20 protein-coding genes and 2 pseudogenes are annotated in these 24,651 nt (G+C 64.4%); 15 read left to right on the top strand and 7 right to left on the bottom strand.

Features of this window, described 5'->3' with window-relative positions:
* Positions 1-101: 101 nt before the first annotated feature.
* On the bottom strand, positions 102-1,529 hold the full coding sequence (gene glgA, locus ACVMDN_RS08625; protein WP_253587478.1) for a glycogen synthase GlgA: 1,428 nt from the start codon (positions 1,527-1,529) through the stop codon (positions 102-104).
* Positions 1,530-1,682: 153 nt separating this feature from the next.
* Between glgA and ACVMDN_RS08630 the strand changes: the two genes are divergently transcribed.
* From ACVMDN_RS08630 to ACVMDN_RS08665, 8 genes are all read left to right on the top strand, one after another.
* Positions 1,683-2,915 (top strand): CaiB/BaiF CoA transferase family protein, encoded by a 1,233-nt coding sequence (locus ACVMDN_RS08630; protein ID WP_456835339.1) that lies wholly within the window; start codon positions 1,683-1,685, stop codon positions 2,913-2,915.
* Between the two features lie 117 nt (positions 2,916-3,032).
* On the top strand, positions 3,033-4,574 hold the full coding sequence (locus ACVMDN_RS08635) for an ABC transporter substrate-binding protein (protein ID WP_141340339.1): 1,542 nt from the start codon (positions 3,033-3,035) through the stop codon (positions 4,572-4,574).
* Positions 4,575-4,580: 6 nt separating this feature from the next.
* Positions 4,581-5,531, top strand: a complete 951-nt coding sequence (locus ACVMDN_RS08640; protein WP_057017526.1) for an ABC transporter permease — start codon at positions 4,581-4,583, stop codon at positions 5,529-5,531.
* Entirely contained in the window at positions 5,518-6,390 is an 873-nt protein-coding gene (locus ACVMDN_RS08645) for an ABC transporter permease (protein ID WP_456835338.1), read from the top strand. Before ACVMDN_RS08640 ends, ACVMDN_RS08645 begins: the two co-directional genes overlap by 14 nt.
* Complete coding sequence (locus ACVMDN_RS08650) at positions 6,387-7,373, top strand: ABC transporter ATP-binding protein (protein WP_456835337.1); 987 nt, start codon at positions 6,387-6,389, stop codon at positions 7,371-7,373. The genes ACVMDN_RS08645 and ACVMDN_RS08650 overlap by 4 nt, the downstream gene beginning before the upstream one ends.
* Entirely contained in the window at positions 7,370-8,338 is a 969-nt protein-coding gene (locus tag ACVMDN_RS08655; protein ID WP_253587476.1) for an oligopeptide/dipeptide ABC transporter ATP-binding protein, read from the top strand. The genes ACVMDN_RS08650 and ACVMDN_RS08655 overlap by 4 nt, the downstream gene beginning before the upstream one ends.
* 84 nt (positions 8,339-8,422) lie before the next feature.
* Positions 8,423-9,493 (top strand): alcohol dehydrogenase, encoded by a 1,071-nt coding sequence (locus tag ACVMDN_RS08660; RefSeq protein ID WP_456835336.1) that lies wholly within the window; start codon positions 8,423-8,425, stop codon positions 9,491-9,493.
* Positions 9,494-9,602: 109 nt separating this feature from the next.
* On the top strand, positions 9,603-10,685 hold the full coding sequence (locus ACVMDN_RS08665; protein ID WP_076827029.1) for an isocitrate/isopropylmalate dehydrogenase family protein: 1,083 nt from the start codon (positions 9,603-9,605) through the stop codon (positions 10,683-10,685).
* Between the two features lie 39 nt (positions 10,686-10,724).
* Here ACVMDN_RS08665 and ACVMDN_RS08670 read toward each other — a convergent pair whose 3' ends face one another.
* Positions 10,725-11,042: a hypothetical protein gene (locus ACVMDN_RS08670; protein WP_076827027.1), complete on the bottom strand. Its 318-nt coding sequence runs from the start codon at positions 11,040-11,042 to the stop codon at positions 10,725-10,727.
* A 522-nt stretch (positions 11,043-11,564) separates the two neighbouring features.
* Positions 11,565-11,960 (bottom strand): helix-turn-helix domain-containing protein, encoded by a 396-nt coding sequence (locus tag ACVMDN_RS08675; RefSeq protein WP_016844123.1) that lies wholly within the window; start codon positions 11,958-11,960, stop codon positions 11,565-11,567.
* A gap of 564 nt (positions 11,961-12,524) precedes the next feature.
* Here ACVMDN_RS08675 and ACVMDN_RS08680 point away from each other — a divergent pair.
* Complete coding sequence (locus ACVMDN_RS08680; protein WP_156436237.1) at positions 12,525-12,839, top strand: hypothetical protein; 315 nt, start codon at positions 12,525-12,527, stop codon at positions 12,837-12,839.
* A gap of 51 nt (positions 12,840-12,890) precedes the next feature.
* On the opposite strand, the gene ACVMDN_RS08685 is transcribed toward ACVMDN_RS08680, so the two are convergent.
* The 3 genes and pseudogenes from ACVMDN_RS08685 to ACVMDN_RS08695 form a co-directional block, all read right to left on the bottom strand.
* On the bottom strand, positions 12,891-14,210 hold the full coding sequence (locus ACVMDN_RS08685; protein WP_057017518.1) for a dicarboxylate/amino acid:cation symporter: 1,320 nt from the start codon (positions 14,208-14,210) through the stop codon (positions 12,891-12,893).
* 87 nt (positions 14,211-14,297) lie between these two features.
* A pseudogene (locus ACVMDN_RS08690) lies at positions 14,298-15,752 on the bottom strand (sensor histidine kinase).
* Between the two features lie 234 nt (positions 15,753-15,986).
* On the bottom strand, positions 15,987-17,261 hold the full coding sequence (locus tag ACVMDN_RS08695; protein WP_057017516.1) for a serine hydrolase domain-containing protein: 1,275 nt from the start codon (positions 17,259-17,261) through the stop codon (positions 15,987-15,989).
* 169 nt (positions 17,262-17,430) lie between these two features.
* Here ACVMDN_RS08695 and ACVMDN_RS08700 point away from each other — a divergent pair, with 169 nt between their 5' ends.
* The 6 genes and pseudogenes from ACVMDN_RS08700 (at position 17,431) to ACVMDN_RS08725 (ending at position 23,406) form a co-directional block, all read left to right on the top strand.
* Positions 17,431-18,345, top strand: coding sequence for an intradiol ring-cleavage dioxygenase (locus tag ACVMDN_RS08700; RefSeq protein ID WP_076827021.1), 915 nt, complete (start codon positions 17,431-17,433; stop codon positions 18,343-18,345).
* A gap of 344 nt (positions 18,346-18,689) precedes the next feature.
* A complete protein-coding gene (locus ACVMDN_RS08705) occupies positions 18,690-20,000 on the top strand; it encodes a CmpA/NrtA family ABC transporter substrate-binding protein (protein ID WP_141340334.1) in 1,311 nt (436 codons plus the stop codon).
* A 61-nt stretch (positions 20,001-20,061) separates the two neighbouring features.
* The gene (gene ntrB, locus ACVMDN_RS08710; RefSeq protein ID WP_253640374.1) at positions 20,062-20,964 is read left to right on the top strand and encodes a nitrate ABC transporter permease; all 903 of its coding nucleotides are present in this window, start codon (positions 20,062-20,064) and stop codon (positions 20,962-20,964) included.
* Between the two features lie 10 nt (positions 20,965-20,974).
* On the top strand, positions 20,975-21,769 hold the full coding sequence (locus tag ACVMDN_RS08715; RefSeq protein WP_057017512.1) for an ABC transporter ATP-binding protein: 795 nt from the start codon (positions 20,975-20,977) through the stop codon (positions 21,767-21,769).
* Positions 21,770-21,884: 115 nt separating this feature from the next.
* Positions 21,885-22,310 (top strand): globin family protein, encoded by a 426-nt coding sequence (locus tag ACVMDN_RS08720; protein WP_076827212.1) that lies wholly within the window; start codon positions 21,885-21,887, stop codon positions 22,308-22,310.
* Positions 22,311-22,505: 195 nt separating this feature from the next.
* Positions 22,506-23,406: pseudogene (locus ACVMDN_RS08725) on the top strand (SMP-30/gluconolactonase/LRE family protein).
* Positions 23,407-23,500: 94 nt separating this feature from the next.
* Here ACVMDN_RS08725 and ACVMDN_RS08730 read toward each other — a convergent pair.
* Positions 23,501-24,586: a substrate-binding domain-containing protein gene (locus tag ACVMDN_RS08730; RefSeq protein WP_456835335.1), complete on the bottom strand. Its 1,086-nt coding sequence runs from the start codon at positions 24,584-24,586 to the stop codon at positions 23,501-23,503.
* Positions 24,587-24,651: the final 65 nt, after the last annotated feature.

Raw genomic sequence — 24,651 nt, forward strand, 5'->3', positions numbered from 1 at the left:
GCGACGTGATTGCCTGAAAGGTTCGGTGCAATGACCCGATTGTTACCGGGCCGGTGGGATCCCACAAACGCCGGGCTTCACAAGCCCGCGAGGCGAGCCGCCTACGCCATCACGCGCGTCATGATCAGCCTTTTGTACAGCGCACCATAGCAGGCGGCCGACAGGTCCCAGCTGTAGGACTTGGCCATCGCGCTGGAGCGCATGGCGTTGAGCCGGTCCTTGACGCGGTAGGCGTCGAAGGCGCGCCTGACGCCGCCGAGGAAGGATTCCGCCGACGGCTGCGCGAACAGGAAGCCGGTCTCGCCGTCGGCGATGGTTTCCGCAAGCCCGCCGGTCTGGTGGCCGATCGGCAGCGAACCGAAGCGCTGCGCATACATCTGGCTGAGGCCGCAGGGCTCGAAGCGCGACGGCATCAGGGTGAAATCGCTGCCGGCGAAGATTCGGCGCGCCTGCCCATCGTTGAAGCCGATGATCACGCCGATCGCATCGGGCCGGCGGCGATGCGCGGCCACCAGCGCATCCTCGATGGCCGGCTCGCCGCTGCCGGTGACGACGATCTGTCCGCCGTCCCTGACGATCTCGTCGGCGGCCGACAGCACGAGGTCGACGCCTTTCTGATGCACGAGGCGGGCGACGAGGCCAAAGATCGGCCCGCGCGAGACCGCAAGGCCGAACTGGCGGCGGACATAGTCGGCGTTGGCCTGCTTGCCCTTCCAGTCGCCGGAGCCGAACGGCTGTGCGAGCTGCGCGCAGTGGCGCGGGTCCCAGCTCTCGTCGATGCCGTTCAGGATCCCGGTCAGCTGGTCGGCGTCGGAGCGCACCCGGAGCAGGCCTTCCAGGCCGCAGCCGAGCTCTGCGGTCGTGATCTCCCTGGCATAGGTCGCGCTGACCGTGGTCAGATGCGAGGCGTAGACGAGGCCGCCCTTGAGGAAGGAGAGCTTGTCGTAGAACTCCAGCCCGTCGATGTGGAATGAGCTTTCCGGTGCGCCGATCCGTCGCAGCGAGTCCTTCGGAAACAGGCCCTGATAGGCGAGATTGTGGATGGTCAGGATCGAGGGGATCCGCGCGCCGCGCCAGGCGAGGTAGGCCGGTGTGAGCGCGGCCTGCCAGTCGTTGGCGTGTACGAGGTCCGCTGCCCAATTCTTGTCCAGCATCCCGGCTGCAAGTTCGGCAGCGGCGGAGGCAAAGCGGCCGAAGCGGATGTCGTTGTCGGGCCAGTCGCGGCCGGACTCATCGCCATAGGGATTGCCCGGCCTTTCGTAGAGTTGCGGGCACAGCAGCACGTAGACCGGAAGTCCGTCCCTGGTCGACGCACGCCCGAGCGTGCAGGCCGGCATCTCGGCGAGCGCTCGGCATTGCCCAACGATTTCAATATGCGTGAACTGTTCGACCACATCCCGGTAGCCGGGAAGCATGATCCTGACGTCGCTCCACGGGCGGAGCGCCCGTGGAAGGGCGGCGGAAACGGCGGCGAGCCCGCCCACGCGGACGAAATCGTCCATCTCCGTCGTGACGAATAAGACCTTCAACAAGCGCCCTCGTTCCAGCCCGTGACATGGCTATGCAAGATCGGGTCCAATCTGCCTTTGAGTAAAATGCAAGACGGCCCGCGCTCCCGGTCTGGACGAGACGCTTTCCTGCCAGGGTGGCTCACTTTAGGGTCACGCGACGCCGAACAACCAATGACGAAGGTGGAGGAAGCCTTGCCGACGACCATAGCCGCTGACGATGAGGGGAATTTGACACGGAGCTTCGACGGCCTTCGCGTGCTCGATTTTTCGACCACGATCGCCGGACCTCATTGCACGCGGATGCTCGCCGACATGGGCGCGGAGGTGATCAAGATCGAGCCCGCCGAGGGCGAGACGATGCGGACGCGGCCGCCGGTGCGCAACAATTGCTCGACGGCGTTCGGCCAGCTCAATATAGGCAAGAACAGCCTGGTGCTCGACCTGAAGTCGCCGGCCGGCGTCGAAGCCGTGCGCCGGCTGATCGCCACCGCCGACGTGCTGGTGGAGAATTTCCGTCCCGGCGTGATGCGGCGGCTGAAGCTCGACTATGCCTCTATCCGCGACATCAATCCGAAGCTGATCTTTTGCTCGATCTCCGGCTACGGCCAGACCGGCCCGTCGGCGGAATTGCCGGCCTATGCGCCGGTGATCCATGCCGCCTCGGGCTACGAGATGGCGCATCTCGCCTACCAACCGGGCCGCAACCGGCCGGACTATTGCGGCATCTACCACGCCGATGTGCTGACCGGCGTCTACGCCTTCGGTGCGATCTCGGCGGCGCTCTACCAGCGCGCCGCCAGCGGCAAGGGCCAGCACATCGACGTCTCGATGCTGGAATCGATGCTGAGCCTGACCCTGAACGAGTTGCAATGGTCGCAATTCGAGGTGAAGCAAACCCAGCGCCCGATGTTCGGCCCGATCGAGACCACCGACGGCTACGTGATGGTGGCGATCGCCAGCGAGAAGACGTTCCAGAACCTGATGCAGGTGATCGGTCGTCCCGATTGGGTGTCCGATCCGCGCTTCGCCAAATATTCCGATCGGCGGGAGAACTGGGCGGGCCTGATGGAGGGCGTCGAGGCATGGTCGCGCTCGGTCAGCACGCAGGCCTGCCTTGCCGCGCTCAACGAGTATGGCGTGCCGTCATCGGCCTATCGCACCGTGCGCGAGGCGCTCGCCGATCCGCAAATCGCCCATCGCGGCGCGCTGGCCGAGGTTGCGGACGGCGGCGGCAGCTTCAAGGTGCTCAATCTGCCGTTCCGCATGTCCGGCGCTGCGGTCGGTGCGCGCAAGCGGATGTCGACGCTCGGCGAGCACACGCTGTCCTATCTGAAGGAGATCGGGCTCTCCGAGGATCAGATCGCAGGCTTCGCGGCGCAACCGGCAAAGACGGCGCGTCATTAAGCCTGCGGCTTTTCATCCGCATTACGGTCTTGTCGCGCGCGGCGATTCCGGACAATCTGCCGCCCAACAGACGACGATCCGGAACACCGGACGTCGCCCACCTGGGAGGGAGCATTGATGAAGCTGGTCGGGCGCGCGCACGCCGTTGCGCGCATATTTCTTGTGGCGGGATTCAGTGCCGCGGCATTCGCTGCATCGGCCAATGCGCAGAAGCTGGGCGGCACGCTCAACGTTGGCCAGGAACTCGACATTCCCGGCTTCGACCCGCTCAAGGTCGGCGTCTACGACACCTCAGCCAATACCGCGGCGGCCGCAATCTTCGACACGCTGACCACACTCGACGACAAGGGCGAGGTGAAGCCGAAGCTCGCGCTGTCATGGGAGCATTCGGAAGACTTCAAGACCTGGACCATCAAGCTGCGGCCAGGCGTCAAATTCCATGACGGCACGCCATTCAACGCGCAGGCGGTGAAGGAGAATTTCGACCGCCAGAAGGATCCCGCCAACAAATGCCGTTGCGCCTTCTACATCACGAACATCATCAGCGTGAACCCGGTCGACGACCTGACGGTGGTCTATAATTTCAGCGACCCGGCCGTGAACTTCCCGGCGACGCAGACCATTCAAAGCTCCAACAACGTCATGCAGTCGCCGACCGCATGGAAGACCAAGGGCGACGACTACAACCGCAACCCGGTCGGCACCGGTCCCTACATCCTGAAGTCCTGGACCGCCGGCGACCGCATGGTGCTCGAGAAGAACCCGGACTACTGGAACAAGGGCAAGCCGTATCTCGACCGCATCGTCCTGAAGCCCTTGCCGGATGCACAGTCGCGCTTTGCCTCGCTGCAATCGGGCGAGGCCGACATCATCTGGGACGACGAAGCCGATGCCGACAACATCATCAGGGCGCGTAAGGACACGAGCCTGACCGTGCATACCTATGAAGGCTCGGGGGCTGCAGTCGCTGCCTTCAACACCAAGGTCCCGCCGTTCGACGACGTGCGCGTGCGTCAGGCGCTGGTGATGGCGCTCGACCGCACGAAGATGTCGCAGGCGATTACCAATGGTCTGGCGCGACCGGCCAGCAATCCCTACGGCGACGGGTCCTGGGTGAAGTGCAAGGATGACGGCGCGCTGCCCTACGATGTCGAAAAGGCCAAGGCGTTGATCAAGGATTACGGCAAGCCGGTCGAATTCAAGATGCTGGTCACGGCGACGCCGCGCGGCCGCACCGGCGGCCAGGTGCTGCAGCAATTCTGGAAGCGCATCGGCGCCAACATGGAGATCGAGCAGGTCGATCAGGCAACCATTCCGCCGCGCGCCTTCATGCGCCAGTTCCAGCTCACGCCGTGGCGCATCGTCGATCTCGCCGATCCCGATCCGCAGATGTACGCCAATTTCCACACCGGAAGCCCGGTGGCGCTCGCGAACTACTCCAATCCAGAGCTGGACCGGTTGCTGGAGCATGCGCGGACCACGGCCGACGTCGCCCAGCGCACCGAGGACTATTGCGCGATCAGCCGCCTGATCAACAAGGAAGCAATCTGGTTCTGGACTTTCCAGAACACCTACTACGCAATCTCGAGCGCGAAGGTGAAGGGCGTGCCGAAGATGTTCAACGGGGTGCTCGACGTCTCCGACGCCTGGAAGGAATAGCCTTTCATGCTGTTCTTCGTCGCGCGCAGGCTCCTGTACTTGGTACCGGTGCTGATCGCGGTCTCGGTCCTGACTTTCGTGATCGCCTCGCTGTTGCCCGGCGATCTGGCCTATGTGATCCTCGGCGACCAGGCGACGCCGGAGAACGTCGCGGCCCTGCGTCACGATATGGGGCTCGATCAGCCGATCTGGCTGCGCTACCTCGGCTGGCTGTGGCACATCCTGCAGGGTGATTTCGGACGATCCTTCCGCACCGGGCAGACGGTGCTGCAGGCTGTCAGCGACCGCGTCCCGGTCTCGTTCGAGCTGATGATCCTGGCCGAGCTGATCGGGCTCGCGATCGGCGTGCCGCTGGCGATCGCCTGCGCGGCCAAGGCGGGCAGCGCGTTCGACCGCTTCATGACCGGCTCGGCCTTCGGCATGCTGTCGGTGCCGACCTTCCTGTCCGCGATCCTGCTGATCTATCTGTTTGCGGTCGAGCTGCGCCTGCTGCCGGCGACTGGCTACGTGCCGTTCACCGAGGACCCGGTCGCCAATCTGCGCTTCATGGTGCTGCCGGCGTTGACGCTCGGGCTTGCGGAATGGCCGGGCATCATGCGCGTGCTGCGCTCCGACATGATCGCGGCGCTGCAGGAGGACTACATCGCGCTCGCCAAGGCGAAGGGCCTCAAGCCGTCGCGCATCCTGTTCGTGCACGCACTGAAGCCGTCGTCGCTGACGCTCGTCACCATCACCGGCATCAATATCGGCCGCCTGATCGGTGGCGCCGTCATCGTCGAGTCGATCTTCGCCTTGCCGGGGATCGGCCGCCTCCTGGTCGGCGCGATCTATACCCGCGATCTGATCATCCTGCAGGGCGTGGTGCTGCTGGTTGCCGCGGGCTTCGTGATCATGAATTTCATCGTCGACATGCTCTACGCCCTTCTCGATCCGAGGATCCGCCATGGCCACGCTTGAGCTCAGCCTCGAGGAAGAGGCCGGTGCGACGCCGGCTCGGCGCCGCCGCGGGCTCGGCATGCTGTTCTGGATCGCGATCGGCTGGATGACGCTGGTGTTCACGGTCGCGATCTTTGCCGACCTGCTGCCGCTGCCGAGCCCGACCGACATGGACATGCTGGAGCGGCGGGCGCCGATCTCCGCCGAGCATTGGCTCGGCACCGACGGTCTCGGCCGTGACGAGCTGTCGCGGCTGATCTATGGCGCGCGCATCTCGCTGATCGTCGGTCTCTGCGCACCGATGATCGGTGTCACGATCGGCGGCGCGCTCGGCATGTTCGCGGGCTATTTCCGCGGCCGTTTCGAATCCTTCGTGGTCGGCAGCATGGACGTGCTGCTGGCGTTCCCGCCGCTGATCCTGGCGCTTGCGGTCACCGCCTACCTCGGCCAGTCGATCTTCAATCTGACCTGCATCCTCGGCGTGCTCGGCATTCCAGCCTTCATGCGGGTGGCGCGGGCGGCGACCTTGTCGCTGGCGCGGCGCGAATTCGTCATCGCGGCGCAGGCGCTCGGCGCCACGCATGCGCGCATCCTGCTGCGCGAGCTGCTGCCCAATGTGATGCTGCCGCTGCTCGCCTTCTTCCTGCTCGGCGTCGCCGTCACCATCGTGGTCGAGGGCTCGCTGTCGTTCCTCGGCCTCGGCGTGCCGCCGCCGATCTCGAGCTGGGGCAGCATGATCGGGGAGGGGCGTGAGAGCCTCGAGGTGGCGCCGCGGGTCGCCTTCATTCCGGCGATCGCGATGTTCCTGACCGTGCTCTCGTTCAACCTGATCGGCGATACGATGCGTGCGCTGACCGATCCCAGGCAGGGGGCGCTATGAGCCGGACGCTGCTCTCGGTCGAGAATGCGGTGGTCGACCTGCCGACGCCGCGCGGCAATCTGCGGGCGGTGGATCATGTCGATCTCGCCGTCGGCGCCGGCAGGACGCTCGGCATCGTCGGCGAGTCCGGGTGCGGCAAGACCATGCTGTCGCGCGCGATCCTTCAGCTGCTGCCCAAGAAGGCGAAACTGTCCGGCCGCGTGATGTTCGACGGGCAGGATCTGACGAAACTGCCGGCGGAGAAATTGCGCAAGCTGCGCGGTCGCTCGCTCGCGGTCGTGTTCCAGGACCCGATGACCTCGCTCAATCCGGTGCTGACCATCGGCACCCAGCTGATCGAGACCATTGTGGAACATCTCGAGCTCGATCTCGCCGAGGCCCGGCAGCGCAGCATCGAACTGTTGGCGGCGGTCGGCATTCCCGCGCCCGAGCAGCGCCTCGCGCAATATCCGCACCAGCTCTCCGGTGGCATGCGCCAGCGCGTCGCGATTGCGGTGGCACTGTCCTGCGAGCCACAGCTCCTGATCGCGGACGAGCCGACCACCGCGCTCGACGTCACGATCCAGGCGCAGATCCTCGATCTCCTGGCGCGCGAGCAGCAGCGCCGTCACATGGCGATGATCATCATCACGCATGACCTCGGCGTGGTCGCCGGCCGCACCGACGAGGTCGCGGTGATGTATGCCGGACGCGTCGTCGAACGCGCGCCGACGCCTGCCTTGTTCAAGCAGATGCGGATGCCCTACACCGAGGCGCTGCTCGCCGCGCTGCCGAAGCTCGACGTCGCGCCGCATACGCCGCTGCCGGCGATTTCGGGGCGGCCGCCCGATCCGACCCGGCCGCTCAAGGGCTGCTCGTTCTCGCCGCGCTGCCGCTATTCCGCGGAGCGCTGCGGCGCGGAGAAGCCGCAGCTCAGCCGGGCCGAAACGCCGGAGCATCTCTACGTCTGCTTCCATCCGATCACCGCGGGGGTCCGCGCATGATGCTGCAGGCAGCACCCGATCCGCTGATGAAGGTGGAAAACCTCGTCGTCGAATATTCGGTGGGAGGCAAGACCATCCATGCCGTCTCCGATGTCAGTCTCGAGATCGCGCGCGGCGAGACGCTGGGGCTGGTCGGCGAATCCGGCTGCGGCAAGTCCACCCTTGGCCGCGCGGTGCTGCAATTGCGCCAGGCCGTCTCCGGCAAGGTGCTGTTCGATGGGCACGATCTCACCACACTGAAGGGCGAGCCACTGCGCAAGATGCGCCGGCGCGTGCAGCTGATCTTCCAGGACCCGATTGCCTCGCTCAATCCGCGGCGGCGGATCGGCGACATCGTCGCCGAGCCGCTGGTGATCGCGGGCGTCAAGGATCCCGAGGAACGCCGGCGGCGCGTCAGTGACGTGCTGTCGGCGGTCGGCCTCGATCCGGCGCTGGTGAGCGGACGCCTGCCGCATGAATTCTCCGGCGGACAATGCCAGCGCATCTGCATCGCCCGCTCGCTGGTGCTCAATCCGGAATTCGTGATCTGCGACGAGCCGGTGTCCGCGCTCGATGTCTCGATCCGCGCCCAGATCCTCAATCTGCTGGAGGAGATGAAGGCGCGCTACGACCTGACCCTGCTGTTCATCGCCCACGACCTCGCCGTGGTGAAGGCAGTCTCAGATCGCGTCGCGGTGATGTATCTCGGCCGGCTCTGCGAGGTCGGCCCGTCGGAGCAGTTGTTTGCACGGCCGGCGCATCCCTATACCGCGCTGCTGATCGAGGCGATCCCGGTGCCGGATCCGGATGTCCGCCCGACCCAGAGCGTGCCGGTCGGCGAGCCGCCGTCGCCGATCGCGCCGCCCTCCGGCTGCCGCTTCCGCACCCGTTGCCCGCGGGCCGACGCGCGCTGCGCCAGCGAAGTGCCGGAACTGCGCGTGGTTGCGCCCGGCCAGTTCGCGGCTTGCCATCATCCCCTGATCTAAATATCCGGAGGCCGACACCGCGTTTGTCCCGGACGGGCAGGCGTGGCAAGGTCCGCCGCAAGAACAAGCTACGGGAGAACAGCGATGAAGAGTTTCCAGGTCGTCGATTTCAACGCCCCCTTGAAGGAGGTCGATCAGCCGACGTCACAGCCGTCGGGCACGCAGGTGCTGATCAAGGTCAAGGCCGCCGGCGTCTGCCACAGCGACCTGCATATCTGGGAGGGCGGCTATGATCTCGGCCACGGCCGCAAGCCGCTGTCCCTGAAGGATCGCGGCGTCTCGCTGCCGCGCACGATGGGCCATGAGACGGTCGGCGAGATCGTGGCCTTCGGGCCCGACGTCAGGGACGCCGACAAGGGCGGCCTCAAGGTCGGCGATATCGCTCTGGCCTATCCCTGGCTCGGCTGCGGCAAATGCCCGACCTGCCTCGGCGGCGACGAGAACATGTGCGCGATCAAGCCGAATGCGCTCGGTGTCTATTGCGACGGCGGCTACGCCGACCACATGACGGTGCCGCATCCGAAGTATCTGCTCAACCTCAAGGGGCTCGATCCCGTCACGGCCGCGCCCTATGCCTGCTCCGGTGTCACGACCTACAGCGCGCTGAAGAAGGTCGAGAAGGATCTCGACACACCGATCGTGATCTTCGGCGCCGGCGGTCTCGGGCTGATGGCGCTCTCACTGTTGAAGGCGATGGGCGGCAAGGGTGCGATCGTGGTCGATATCGACGCCAGGAAGCGTGAGGCGGCCGAAGCCGCCGGCGCGCTCGCGACCGTCGACGGCAAGGCGCCCGACGCGCTGGAACAGCTTGTCAAGAAGGCCGGCCAGCCGATCCGTGCCGCGATCGATCTGGTCGGCAACGCCCAGACCTCGCAGCTCGGCTTCGACTGCCTGACCAAGGGCGGCAAGCTCGTGATCGTCGGCCTGTTCGGCGGCGGCGCGCCCTGGGCGCTGCCGCTGATCCCGATCAAGGCGGTCACCATCCAGGGCAGCTATGTCGGCAATCTGCGCGAGACCCAGGAGCTGCTCGACCTCGTGCGGACCAAGAAGATTCCGGCGATCCCGGTCACGCCGATGCCGCTGGCAAAGGCGAACGAGGCGCTGACCAACCTGCAGAAGGGCCAGCTGGTCGGCCGCGCGGTGCTGACGCCGTAGTCTCCCTTCCGTCATTCCGGGGCACGCGAAGCGTGAACCCGGAATCTCGAGATTCCGGGTTCGATGCTCCGCATCGCCCCGGAATGACTGTTGTGCTCCGGAGAATCTCATGTCGGCCAACAACGCACTCCACATCGCCGTCCTCGGTGGCGATGGCATCGGCCCCGAGGTGATGGCGCCGGCGCTCGACGTGCTGCGCAAGATCGAGGCGTCGGCCGGTCTCAAATTTCGCTTCACCGAGGCGCCGGCCGGCGCGGGCCATTACAAGGAAACCGGCAAGTCGATGCCGGAGAGCACGATCCGGCTGTGCGAGGAGGCCGACGCGATCCTGCTCGGAGCCTGCGGCCTGCCGTCGGTGCGCTACCCCGACAACACCGAGATCGCGCCGCAGATCGAGTTGCGCATGATCTTCGATCTCTACGCCGGCGTGCGGCCCGCGCGGTTGATCCCCGGCGTATCGAGCACGATCGTCGGCGCCGACCAGCGGGGTATCGACCTCGTCGTGATCAGGGAATCGACCGAGGGCCTGTTCGCCTCGATGGGCAAGGGCGTCGTCACCGACAGCGAGGCGCGCGAGACGATGGTGATCACGCGCCACACCTCCGAGCGGCTGTTCGAGTTCTCGTTCCGGCTCGCCGAACGCCGCAAGGCGCGCGGCAAGGTCAATGGCGGGCTGACCTGCGTCGACAAGGCGAACGTGTTCAAGGCGTTCGCATTCTTCCGGAACATCTTCGACGAGACTGCGAGGCGTCATCCCGACGTCAGGGCTGACCACCTCTACATCGATGCGGCCGCGGCTGCGCTGGTGAAGCGTCCGTGGGACTTCGACGTCATGGTGACCGAGAACATGTTCGGCGACATCCTGTCCGATCTCACCGCCGGTCTGATCGGCGGCATGGGCATGGCGCCGTCAGCCGACATCGGCGACCGCTACGCGGTGTTTCAGCCGTGTCATGGCACGGCGCCCGACATCATGGGGCAGGGCAAGGCCAATCCGACCGCGATGATCCTGTCGGCCGCGATGATGCTGGACTGGCTCGCCGACAAGCATGGACTCGAAAGCGCCGCCGAAGCCGGCGAACGGATCGAGCGCGCGGTCGACAAGGTCTACGCCGACGGCATCAAGCCGTTTGAGTTCGGCGGCAGCAACGGCACGACCGATGTCGCGAAGGCGGTATTGGCAGCGCTCTAGCGCGGAAGGGTGAGGGGGCCGAAGCCCCCTCGCTGATGATTAGCGATGGTGTCCGCCGTGATGGCCACCATGATGTCCGCCGTGATGAGGGCGGTGCCCGTAATGATGCGGGCGATGGTGGAATTGCGGACGATGATGCCATCCGTGATGGCGCGGTCCGTAGTAGCCGTATGCGCCCGGTCGCCAATAGCAGCGGCCCCAGCGATCGCAGACCTGGCGCACCTTGTCGACATTGGACGTTTCGCCCGCGATGTGACCGGCTTGCGGAAGCCCGTTGGGCATCGCGGATGCCGCGCCGGACATCAACGCTGCGCTTCCAAGCGCGGCGAGTCCAATAACGGCAAGCTTGATATTCATCGAGATCTCCTTGGTTGAAGCCTGAGAACGTCCATGCGGGCCACTTCGTTGCTGCGACAAAAAAGACAAGCTCGTGCACTTGGTTCTGGCGGCGCCGGTTCAACTGAGGAAATGCGGGAGTTATGAGGTCGCCTGATGTGCGGGCGACAATTGGCCGCGCGACAGAATAGCGACGCATTGCGCGCGCATGCGCTGCGCGAGATCGGCAGTCGAAGCGCGAGCTGAAAAGAGCGGCGCGCATGCGCGGCTACCTGCGCGAAGATCATGCTCACGTGGAGCGGCGGGATCATGACGCGATGCTCGTCGCCGCTTCATGACCGCGCATCCGGCGGGGACTGAAGGTATCCGCCTGGATCACAAAATCTTGAAAGACAGCCGCGCCTCAAGAAAAAGCGCTACCATCGGCGATGGCAGCGCTTCGACGTCTTCCTGGCCCGACCGGCGTGTGCAGCCGCAGCGGCCGGTGACCGGCCGTTGCGGTGTGGTGGGATCGCGTTCGCGGCGACGCGACCCGATCCGCGCTCAGTCTTCGTTGGCGGCGATCGATTCCATCAGCGACACCAGCTGACGTTGCACCGTCTGATCCTTGATCTTGCTGTAGGCGCGCAGCAACCGGAGGCTGAACGCGCTGTCGAGGAACAGCAGGCTCTCGACTTCGCGGGCCTTATTGTCGCCGTCGTAGAAGAAGGTGACCGGCACATCCAGCGCGGTCGCGATCTGTTGAAGGCGGGCAGCGCCGACACGGTTGACGCCCTTCTCGTACTTTTGAACCTGCTGGAAGCTGACGCCAAGCTTGTCGCCGAGTTCGGCCTGCGAGATCTTTTGCTCGACACGGCGCAGGCGAATCCGCTTGCCCAACTCAATGTCCGGCTTGCCGGCACTGCGCTGCTTCATCTTCTTTGCTGCTGATCTGTTCATTCTTGTGACCCGTCCTTCAAATCGAGAATCCCTGGCCCGGCTGGGTCAGGGACACGTTCATGATGTACCGCGTTAAGCTCGAGTGGATCGCCAGTTCGTCTGAACTACGAAATCCAGGAAGATCGCGGGATGGTATCCAAACGCAAACGCGCAAGGAAACACCCTAGTACCGACTCGGTCGACTACCTGAAGTCGACCGCGCCAAGGTGTCTGTCGACACCCCGCCCTCTACATTTGGCAAAATATTGACCAAACCACAACTAGCGCGAGTTTGATCGACACAGATTTTGCGCACATGCATAATAGGCGTCAATGCACAGCGCCCGTAGTTCTACGGGCCACTATATTGTACGGGCGTCGTTGCACGGATGCAACCCCAGCTAGTGCAGCCTGAGGTCGAGAAGGGGCCGGCGGGTGCTTGACTGAATCATCCGATTTGCAAGAGTTTGACGTAAGTCCAAGTCAGGCTTTCGGAATGTTGCTGGACAATTGCCCAAAAGTTCTCAATCATCTGGAACAAATGTGTGCCTACGACAAGCCGGCGAACTCTGGCGGGAGGGGCCAATGAAGCGAAAGAGGGGAACGCCTCGACTCTACCTCGCGGCTTCGGGAGTTGAAGATATGCCGGTCGCAAACACGGAAGAACGGTTGCTGGCGCTGCTTGCAACGCTGGAGGAATGTCAGGCGTTCCTGACCGACCGGGCGAACACGGAGACGGCACGGCTGTTGTCTCTCGCCATCCTCGAGCTTCGGATGGAGCTCCACAAGGTGACGGATTCCGAGCTGAAGGCCCTCTGTGACATGATCGCTTCGGATGAGCCCGTGCTGGAACAATCGACGGCCCGGCAACTGCCGCCGTATTTGAGGCTGATCAAGTAAGTCAGCGCCCCGCGCCACGCGCGGGACGCCGCTCGGCTTGGGACGCGCGGCTCAGCCCGCGGTCACGTCAACCGCCTCGGCGCCTTCGAGCACGCGACGGGCCTTGTCGCGGTCGAGGTCGCCTTCCCATGCCGCGACCACGACGGTGGCGACGCAGTTGCCGATCAAATTGCCGACTGCGCGCGCCATGCCGATGAACCAGTCGACCGAGAGCACCAGCACGAGGCCAATCGCCGGGATGCTCGGCACGGCGTTGAGCGTCGCCGCCAGGATGACGATCGCCGAGCCGGGCACGCCGTGCGCACCTTTCGAGGTGATCAGCGACACGCCGAGCACCAGCATCAGGTCGCCGAACGACAGCGGCGTGTTGGTCGCCTGCGCGATGAACACGACCGCGAGCGTCAGGTAGATCGAGAAGGCATCGAGGTTGAAGGAATAGCCGGTCGGGATCACGAGGCCGACCACCGAATCCTTGACGCCGAAACGCTCCAGCTTGCGCATCACCTGCGGCAGCACCGCGTCGGACGATGCCGTGGCGACCACGATCATCAGCTCCTCGCGCAGGTAGCCGAGGAATTTGAGGATGTTGATGCCGGCGAGTGCCATCACGGCGCCGAGCACGCCGAGCACGAAGATCGCGACCGACACGTAGAACAGCGCGACCAGCGAGAGCAGCTGCTTCAGCGAGCCGACGCCGTATTTGCCGACCGTATAGGCGACGGCGCCGAGCACGCCGATCGGCGCGAAGCGCACGATCAGGCCCATGGCGCGGAACAGCACGGTCGAGACCGCGTCGATGAAGGAGGAGATTTTCTCGCCCTTCTCGCCGCCGACCAGCGCCAGGCTGACGCCGAAGATGATGGCGAAGAACAAAACCTGCAGCACGTCGTTGCGCGACAGCGCGTCGAACGAGGTGGTCGGAATGATGTTGAGCAGGAAGCTGCCGATGCCTTCGCCCTTCAGCTTCTGCGCGTTGTTGGCATAGTTGCCGAGCGCCTTGGCATCCAGCGTCGAGGTGTCGATGTTCATGCCGTGGCCGGGGCCGAACAGATAGGCGAGCAGCAGGCCGACCACGAGCGCAACCGTCGTCATCGCCTCGAAATAGACCAGCGCCTTGACGCCGACCCGGCCGACCTTCTTGAGGTCGCCGGCACCCGCAATGCCGTGCACGACGACGCAGAACACGATCGGCGCCACGATCATCGAGATCAGCTTCAGGAAGGCATCGCTGAAGATCTTCAACCCGATCGCGAAATCGGGCGCGGCCATGCCGATGACGATGCCGAGCAGCAGCGCGACGAGCACCTGCACGAACAGTGATGTGTAAAGCGGCTTGCGCGCAACTGTCGCTTCCGCTGCGATGGTCGACATGACTTCCCCCTGTTTCTGGCCGGCCGAACCCGCCAATCATAGCAACTTGCGTGCCAAGATGTCGCAGGATCGGCCACTCCTGTCGGGTCAGCCGTCGATTTCGAGAGTGCTGGTCACGGTGTAGACGACGCCGTGGGGCAGGAAATCCACGGTGGCCTCGCCACCTAGCTGGTCGCGGGCGCTGCGCTCGATCAGCCGGGAGCCGAAGCCACGCTGGACCGGCGCGGTGACCTGTGGGCCGCCGGTTTTCGGTCCAGATCATGCGCAGCTTCGGTCCGGGGCTCTCGTTGAGGATTTCCCAGTCCAGCGTCACCGTGCCGGTGTCGTTGGACAGTGCGCCATATTTGGCGGCGTTGGTCGCCATCTCATGGAGGATCATTGACAGCACCAAGGCAAGCCGGGGCGACAGCGGCACGCGGGGGCCGAACATCCTGACCCGCTCGGACGTGTTCAAGAGGTAGGGCCGCAGCACGCGGCTGACGACGTCCTGGAAGTCGGAGCCCTGCCATTTGTCGGTGGAGAGCAGATTGTGCGCCTCCGCCAGCGCGCCGAGCCGCCCCTCGAACTTGTCGCGCTCGGTGCGGCTTGCGCTGCGGAAGGTCTGCGTGGCGATCGATTGCAGGATCGCCAGCGTGTTCTTGACGCGGTGGTTGAGCTCTTCGATCAGCAGGTCGTGCAGCATCTCGCCGCGCGCGATCGTGGTTGCCATCCGCACCGCAAAGCCGAGCCCGACCAGCAGCAGGATGCCGCCGATCACGCTGGTGATCGCCAGCGAGCGCCACAGCGGCGCCACCAGCGAGTTCTCGGCGATCAGGCGACGGTCCAGCCGGTGACGCGCGACCTGGTGAAACCGGTGATCAGCGCCACGCCCTCCAGCGACACGGTCGGCAGCGTCGCCTCGCCGCGGCGGAACATCTCGGCAAACAGCGATGGCGAGGCGCGCTGGCCGATGGTCGCCTGCGGATTTGGCACCCGCGCGAGGTTGACGCCGTCGCTGTCGAAGATCGAGATGGTCCAGTCCTGGTTGAGGCGCTGCTTCTCGATGATGGCCTGGAACACCTCGATCGGCGGGCTGAAGGAGATGTCGTAGAGCACCTCACCGTCGCGCATCACCGGTACCTCGACGGTGATGATCAGCCGCTGCTTCACCGCGCCGAAGAACAGGTTGGAGTATTGCGGCTGCCGCGTCGCGAACACCTTCTCGAGGATCTCGAGATTGTTGCGCGGCGGCAGGCTCGCGGTGTCCGGCGTCAGCGAGGAGAACACCTGGCGTCCGGCGCGGTCTGCCACCAGCACCACGCCTTCCTTGCCGTACTGGTCGATGAAACCGACCGCGACGCGGCGGAAGTTGTCGAAGTCGCTGTTGCGCAGCGAGTTGGTCAGGGCCAGCACCTGCAGCCCGCCGGTCATGCGCTGCATTTCCGCATCGAGCAGCAGACGGATGCTGCGCGCCGTCTCCAGCACGCGCTGCGTGGCCGCCTGACGATCCCGCTGATAATTGTGGAAGACGATCCCGACCGCGAAGATGATCAGCGGCAACATCGTTCCCGCGACCAGAAGCGCGAGACGGACTGGCAATGTCAGTTTCGGCACGAAGTCCCCGGGTCGGTGCCCATTCGCTGCGAGCTTAGGGGAGGCGGGAAAAATTCGCCAAAGGAAATAGTTTTATATCAGAAAGGTTCCGCGGCGCCCAAAGCAAGATCCGGAAAAGTGTGAAGCGGTTTTCCGAAAGGATCATGCTCGAACGAGGAGTGTGCGCCGCGCAATGACGTCGTGTCAGAGATTGCTCTCGGTGATCGCGGCGTAGACCATGGTGCGCAGCTCGCGCCGCAGCGGATAGGCGCTCGACGGCAGCACCTGGGTCATGAAGATCGTGATCAGCTCCTCGGCCGGGTCGATGAAGAACGACGTCGTCGCGGCGCCGCCCCAGTTGAATTCGCCTGGACTGCCGGCGATCAGCGTCTGCGACGGGTGCATGGTGACGGCGAAGCCGAGGCCGAAGCCGATGCCGTTATAGGCGGCTTCGGCGAACATCGAGCGCGACATCGCCGGCAGGTCGACGCCGCCGGGCAGATGGTTCGAGGTCATCAGCTTCAGCGTCTTCGGGCCGAGCAGCCTGACGCCGCCGAGCTCGCCGCCATTGAGCAGCGTCCGGCAGAAGGTCAGGTAGTCGGCCGCGGTCGAGCACAGTCCGCCGCCGCCCGAGATCAGCGAAGGCGGCGCCAGGAACGAGCTGGTGGTCGGATCGTCCTGCAGCGTCAGTGTGCCCTTGCGCTCGGCGGCGAGCGGGTTGAAGCCGCCCTGCGGATCGGCGGAATAGCAGGCGGCAAACCGATGCGCCTTGTCGGCCGGCACGAAGAAATCCGTGTCGTTCATGCCGAGCGGCTTGAAGATGCGCTCCTTCAGGAATTGCTCGAACGGCTGGCCGGAGATCTTGCCGACGAGATAACCGAGCACGTCGGTCGAGACCGAGTAGTTCCAGGCTTCGCCCGGCGAGAACTCCAGCGGGATCTTCGCCAGGTCCTCGATCATGCCGTCGAGCGTGCCGGCCTTGATGACCTCGCCGATCTTCTTCTCGCGATAGGCCGCGTCGACATTCGAGCGCTGCTGGAAGCCGTAAGTGAGGCCCGAGGTGTGGCGCAAGAGGTCGACGATCTGCATCGGCCGCGTCGGTGGGCGGGTCAGGAAGGCGGGCGCGGTGCCGGCGACGAATACGCCGAGGTTCTTCCATTCCGGAATATATTTCGCGACCGGCTCGTCGAGCGCGACCTTGCCTTCCTCGACCAGCATCATGAAGGCGACTGATGTGATCGGCTTGGTCATCGAATAGATGCGGAAGATGGTGTCGTCCTTGACCGGCGCCTTGCGCTCGAGATCGGCAAAGCCCTGGACCGTGGAATGCACGATCTTGCCGCGGCGATAGATCAGGACCTGCGTGCCGGGAAAACGGCCGGCATCGATGTAGCGGCTCTTCAGATGCGCTTCGAGGCGGTTGAGGGCAGTGGTCGACATTCCCGCGGATTCGGGCGAGGCAGGCGTGGGGGCTAGCATCAGGCGTTTCTCCGGCTTGCAAGGCAGCCTTGATAGCCGAAAAGTGTCTGCTGCACCAATCCGCTGCCGCTTACCGGCATTGAGCTGGTGGTGTACCGTCGCCCCTGCAATCGCGCCCCCGAAGGGGCCCAAAGTATCTGCCAAGGTATCCGTCAAGGGAAACGCCGAGATGACCCAGTTCAACGAAACCGAGCTCACCGCCGCCGTCATCCGCAGCTTCGACCAGACACCCGATCCACGGGCCAAGTTCCTGCTGCAGGAATTGGTGAAGTCGCTGCACGATTATGTGCGCAGGACCGATCTCACCTTCGAGGAATGGGACCAGGCGATCGGCTTCCTGACCCGCACCGGGCAGAAGTGCACCGACATTCGCCAGGAGTTCATCCTGTTGTCCGACGTGCTCGGCGTGTCGATGCTCGTCGATGCGGTCAACCATCGCGATCGCGATGGCGCGACCGAGACCACCGTGCTCGGCCCGTTCTATGTCGGCGAGCACAAGGTGACGCCGCACGGCACCGACATCTCGGCAAGCCTGCCGGGCGAGCGCATGTTCGTGCAGAGCCGCGTCACCGACCTCGGCGGCAAGCCGCTGGCCAATGTGCCGGTCGATATCTGGCACGCGGACGATGACGGATTCTATGACTCGCAGAAGCCGAGCTATGCCACCGAAGGTCCGTCGTCGCGGGCGCGCTTCATCACCGATGCCGACGGCCGCTTCTTCTTCCGCACTATCGTGCCGTGCAGCTATCCGATCCCGACCGACGGCCCGGTGGGGCAGATGATCACGCAGACCAACCGTCACCCGATGCGGCCGGCGCATGTGCACTTCCTGGTCAACGCCAAGGGCTACGAGCCGCTGATCACGCATGTCTTCGTCGAGGGCGACAAGTACATTGATTCCGACGTCGTGTTCGGCGTGAAGGATGAATTGATCGCCAAGGTCGAGCGCCGCACCGATCCTGTCATGCCCGATGGCCAGCGTTCGGATGGGCCGTGGAGCCTGATGACCTACGAATTCCATGTGAAGCCCGGCGGCGGAATGGCGCCCGCGCCGCTCGGCGCCAAGGTCACCGAAGACGCCTGATCGGTTTCCGAACGCTTCTGCCCAATTCTTGTGCGCCGCACAAGGATTGGGCGAATCGCAAGCTTTGGCAGCGCGCGGAAAATTCGCGCGGGCTGCGACATGTTGCGCAAGGCTTTGCGTCAAAATCGATTTTTGCACTGCGGTAGATTGGCACAAGGCTTGAATCATCATTAGCCGACGCCATTGAAGCCGTCCCTCGAGGCTACCCCATCGGATTTCTGACGCCGCCAGACTGGGGCCTTCCCGGTGCACGCCCCTTTTGCGCCCTGCGCGCGTCGCCATCCGGAGGACGGCGCTCGACGCACTGACGCAACACCGCAACGCAACGACGCAAAGGACGACCGATGACCAAGCCCACCGACAAGCCGCCAAGCCGCGGCCTCAGCCGCCGTCAGCTCCTGAAGGCAACCAGCGGCGCCGCCGCGCTGCTCGCCGCGGCCAAGCTCAACTTTCCCGCAGGCGCGTTCGCGCAGGGCGCCGGTCCCGAGGTGAAGGGCGCCAAGCTCGGCTTCATTGCGCTGACCGATGCCTCGCCGCTGTTCGTCGCCAAGGAGAAGGGCATCTTCGCCAAATACGGCATGCCCGATGTCGAGGTGCAGAAGCAGGCCTCGTGGGGCACCACGCGCGACAACCTCGTGCTCGGCTCCGAGGGCAACGGTATCGACGGCGCGCATATCCTGACCCCGATGCCGTATCTGATCTCGGCCGGCAAGGTAACGCAGAACAATCAGCCGACGCCGATGTACATCATGGCGCGGCTCAATTTGAACGGCCAGTGCATCTCGGTCGCCAAGGAATATGCCGATCTCAAGGTCGGCATCGACACCGCGCCGTTCAAGGCGGCGCTGGAGAAGAAGAAGGCCTCCGGCAAGGCGGTGAAGGCCGCGATGACTTTCCCGGGCGGCACGCATGATCTGTGGATCCGCTACTGGCTCGCCGCTGGCGGCATCGATCCCGACAAGGACATCGAGACCATCGTGGTGCCGCCGCCGCAGATGGTGGCCAACATGAAGGTCGGCACGATGGACTGCTTCTGCGTCTGCGAGCCGTGGAATCTGCAACTGATACATCAGGAGATCGGCTATACCGCGATCACGACCGGCGAGCTCTGGGACAAGCATCCGGAGAAATCGTTCGGCCTGCGCGCCGCCTGGGTCGACAAGAACCCGAAGGCCGCGAAGGCGCTGCTGATGGCTGTCATGGAAGCCCAGCAGTGGTGCGAGAAGGCGGAGAACCGCGCGGAGACCGCGGCGATCTGCGCCAAGCGGCAGTGGATCAACTGCCCGGTCGAGGACATCACCGACCGCATGAAGGGCAAGTTCGACTACGGCACCGGCCGCGTGATCGAGAATTCGCCGCAGCAGATGCGGTTCTGGAGCGACAACGCCTCCTATCCCTATCAGAGCCACGACCTCTGGTTCCTCACGGAAGACATCCGTTGGGGCAAGTACGAGGCAGGCTTCGACACCAAGGCGCTGATCGCCAAGGTGAACCGCGAGGATCTCTGGAAAGAGGCCGCCAAGGAGCTTGGCGTGTCCGACATTCCGGCCTCGACCTCGCGCGGCAAGGAGACCTTCTTCGACGGCAAGGTGTTCGATCCCGCCGATCCCGCGGCCTATCTGAAGTCGTTGTCCATCAAGCGTGTTGACGTCTGATTTGAGCGAGCCGCGCGAGCAGTGCGGCTCTCCTTTTTTTGACCATGGAGATTTTCGTTCAATGTCGATGCCTGCCATGAAGACCGAAGTGTCGGCGGTCGCGATCCCGACGGCCGCTGCCGCCGCGCCGGTCGTGACCATGACGCCGAAGCGCGCGCCGCGCGCCGAGATCTACGCCAGGATGGCGAAGGAGACCGCGGCGCGCGTGGTGCCGCCGCTGATCGTGGTCGCGCTGCTGCTGGTGGTGTGGGAGCTGATCTGCCGGCGCGCCGGCTCCAGCCTGCCGCCGCCGTCGAAAGTGTTCAAAGATACCAAGGAGCTGATCCTCGATCCGTTCTTCGACAATGGCGGCATCGACAAGGGCCTGTTCTGGCATCTCTCCGCCAGCCTGCAGCGCGTCGCCTACGGCTATTCGCTGGCGGCGATTGCGGGCATCGCGCTCGGCACGCTGGTCGGACAGTCGGTCTGGGCGATGCGCGGGCTCGATCCGCTGTTCCAGGTGCTGCGTACCATCCCGCCGCTCGCTTGGCTGCCGCTGTCGCTGGCCGCATTCCGCGATGGCCAGCCCTCGGCGATCTTCGTGATCTTCATCACCTCGGTGTGGCCGATCATCATCAACACCGCGGTCGGCATCCGCAACATCCCGCAGGACTACCGCAACGTCGCGGCGGTCGTGCAGCTCAATCCGCTGGAGTTCTTCACCAAGATCATGATCCCGGCGGCCGCGCCCTACATGTTCACCGGCCTGCGCATCGGCATCGGCCTGTCCTGGCTCGCGATCGTCGCCGCGGAAATGCTGATCGGCGGCGTCGGCATCGGCTTCTTCATCTGGGATGCGTGGAATTCCTCGCATATCAGCGAAATCATCCTGGCGCTGTTCTATGTCGGCATCATCGGCTTCGTGCTCGACCGGCTCATTGCGGGCCTCGGCAAAGTGGTGACCCGCGGCACGGCGGCGAACTGAGGAGGAAGTCATGCAGGCCTATCTGAAGCTCGATCACATCGACAAGACCTTCACCCGCGGCAACGCCACCACGGAGGTGCTGAAGGACATCAACCTGACGATCGAGAAGGGCGAATACGTCTCGATCATCGGTCACTCCGGCTGCGGCAAGTCGACCCTGCTCAACATCGTCGCCGGCCTCACCGGCGCCACCAATGGCGGCGTGCTGCTGGAGAACCGCGAGGTCAATTCGCCGGGGCCGGATCGGGCCGTGGTGTTCCAGAACCACAGCCTGCTGCCGTGGCTCACCGTCTACGAGAACGTCAAGCTCGGCGTCGACAAGGTGTTTGCAAGGACCAAGAGCAAGGCCGAGCGCGACGCCTGGGTTATGCACAATCTCAGCCTGGTGCAAATGGCGCATGCCAAGGATAAGCGGCCGAGCGAGATCTCGGGCGGCATGAAGCAGCGCGTCGGCATCGCGCGTGCGCTCGCGATGGAGCCGAAGGTGCTGCTGCTGGACGAGCCGTTCGGCGCGCTCGACGCGCTGACCCGCGCGCATCTGCAGGATTCGGTGATGGCGCTGCACCAGAAGCTCGGCAACACCATCCTGATGATCACCCACGACGTCGACGAGGCGGTGCTGCTGTCGGACCGCATCGTGATGATGACCAACGGTCCGAGCGCGCGGATCGGCGAGGTGCTCGAGGTGCCGTTGGCGCGGCCGCGCAAGCGGCTCGAGCTCGCGACCAACCAGGGCTACTTGAAGTGCCGGCAGCGCGTGCTCGAATTCCTCTATGAGCGCCACAGCTTCGTCGAGGCGGCGTGATGATCACGTCGACGGCAAGCGTTTCCGCTTTGAACCGAAGCGCCGGCTTCGGTTACCAATGCTCGCGTTTTGAAAAATCGTTGCAGCACTCATTTCATGACCGAGGAGAATTGAGATGAATCCGGCTCAAATCAAGCTGGTTCAGGACAGCTTTGGCAAGGTCGCGCCGATCTCGGAGCAGGCCGCGGTCATTTTCTACGACCGCTTGTTCGAAGTCGCGCCCGCCGTGAAGGCGATGTTTCCGGTCGACATGAAGGAGCAGCGCAAGAAATTGATGACGACGCTTGCCGTCGTCGTGAATGGGCTGAGCAATCTCGACACGATCCTGCCGGCCGCGAGTGCGCTGGCCAAGCGGCATGTCAGCTACGGCGCCAAGCCCGAGCATTATCCGGTGGTCGGCGGCGCGTTGTTGTGGACGCTGGAGAAGGGGCTCGGCGAAGCCTGGACGCCTGACGTCGCCGCCGCGTGGACCGCGGCGTACGGCACGCTGTCCGGCTACATGATCTCGGAAGCCTATGGCCCGGCGCAGCCGGCCGAATAGGAAAACGTCGTAAGCACAGGACGGCTGTCCAACCGTCATTGCGAGGAACGAAGTGACGAAGCAATCCATTTTGCCACGCATGGAGGTATGGATTGCTTCGCTTCGCTCGCAATGACGTGGTGGGCTTTGGGGTATTCGACGGCGCCAGCAATCTTCTTTATGGTTCGCCCCGTTCCGCCAACGGGTGAACCAACAATGATGTTCCTGGAAACGCCGCCGAAACTGAATCGCGACTGAAATCTTCTCCGTCGTGCCGGCGGAATTCCGCCGCAGGGTGGCGAGCGAATGGGCCGACGCCAACCGCCCGGGCGCGGTGACTGACTGCTTCATCGAGGGACCGTCGTTCGATGCCGACGGCAATCTCTACATCGTCGACATTCCGTTTGGCCGCATCTTCAGGATCGCGCCGGACAAGTCGTGGTCGCAGGTTGCCGAGTATGACGGCTGGCCGAACGGGCTGAAGATCGATGCGATGGGCCGCATCCTGATCGCCGATTATCGGCACGGCTTGATGGAGCTCGACGCCAGGTCCGGCGAGGTCACGCCGCTGCTGCGCTCGCGCAACTCGGAATCGTTCCGCGGCTGCAACGACCTGCACATCGCCTCGAACGGCGACATCTATTTCACCGATCAGGGCCAGACCGGGCTGCACGATCCGACCGGCCGCGTCTATCGGCTGCGGGTGAACGGAGCGCTCGACTGCCTGATCGACACCGGCATCAGCCCGAACGGCCTGGTGCTCGATCCGCACGAGGCGGTGCTGTTCGTCGCGATGACGCGCGACAATGCGGTCTGGCGCGCGCCGTTCATGAAGGACGGCAGCGTCTCCAAGGTCGGCCGCTTCTGCTCGCTATTCGGCCCGAGCGGACCCGACGGCATGACGATGGACGTCGCCGGTCGGCTGTTCGTCGCGCACGCCTCGCTCGGCCATGTCTTCGTGTTTGCGCCGAACGGCGAGTGCATCGCGCGGATCAAGTCCTGCGCCGGGCCGAGCTGCACCAATGTCGCCATCGGCGGCGCCGACCGCGACCGCCTCTACATCACGGAATCGGTGACTGGCTCGGTGCTGGTCGCCGACATCAGCGGGCTCGGCTAGCTATCTTCCTGACTGTCGACCATCGTTATCGCACTTGGCGCGAGTCCCGAAGGATCGACGGCCATCAGGTCGGCCGTTGCCGGGGTCTGGCTGATCAGCGGTCGGAATGCAGCTTCTCGAGAAACTCCTTCACCCCGCTGACGGCGCCGGTGTTGGAGGCGACATAACCGGGAAGGGCGCCCACCGCCTTGTGGAACTCGCTGCTCTTCATGATGTCGAGCACGCGCTGCATCGGCTCGGTCTCGAGGAAGGCGCGCTTGCACACGAAGAAATAATCTTCCGTGAGCAGGCGGATGAAATCGAGCCCGAACTGCCGCGCCGCGGCCTCGACGCCAAAACTCGCATCCGCCATGCCGCTTGCGACATAGGCGGCGACCGCCGCATGGGTGAATTCCATATGCTGGGCGCCGTTGATCCGCCCTTCAGGGATCTTATGCAGCCTCAGCAATTGATCGAATAGCAGCCGCGTGCCGGAATCGTGGTCGCGGTTGACGAAACGGGTCTTGCGCTCGACGAGGTCCTTCAGCGTCGTGATCTTCAGCGGATTGCCGCGCTTGACCATCAGGCCCATCTCGCGGGTCACGAAATTGATGACGCGGTCCTCGCGCGGATCGAGCCATTCGCGGCAGGCCTTGATGCCCTGCGCGCGCAATTCGCCGCGCGGCAGGTGCACGCCGGAGAGATCGCAGGCGCCCTGCGCCAGCGAGACCAGCGAGTTCTGGTTGCTGACATAGCGCAGATCGACGCCGACGCCGCCCGCGCGATCAAGGAATTCGCGCAGCTTGGATACCGCAAAGCCGTGGCTGGCATGGACCCGGATCACCGACGGTCGCTGCTCGAGAAATGGCTTGATCTCGGTGACCAGTTCCTGCGCGAGGTTCTCGAGCTGCAGCCCGAGCCGCGCCTGCATGCGCTCGCCGGCCCACACCAGCTTCTCGCCGAATGGCGTCAGCTTCGAGCCCTTGCCGCGGTGGGTTTCAACCAGCGGCACGCCGAAGAACTCGGTCCATTGCTCGATCAGGTTCCAGACATGGCGATAGGACAGCTGCGCATCGCTGGCGGCACTGGTGATCTTTCCGGTCTTCCGGATCTCGTTGAGGATGCCGAGCATCACGACCGCGGTCTGCGGGCTATCCTCTTTCCGAAAGCGCCAGACGGTCTCGATCTCGATCTGCAGCATCGTGGTCACCACTTATGAAATTGACTTCATATCCTTGGCATGCCAATAGGCACAAGATATCATAT

This window comes from Bradyrhizobium sp. USDA 4510 (genome assembly GCF_054059095.1).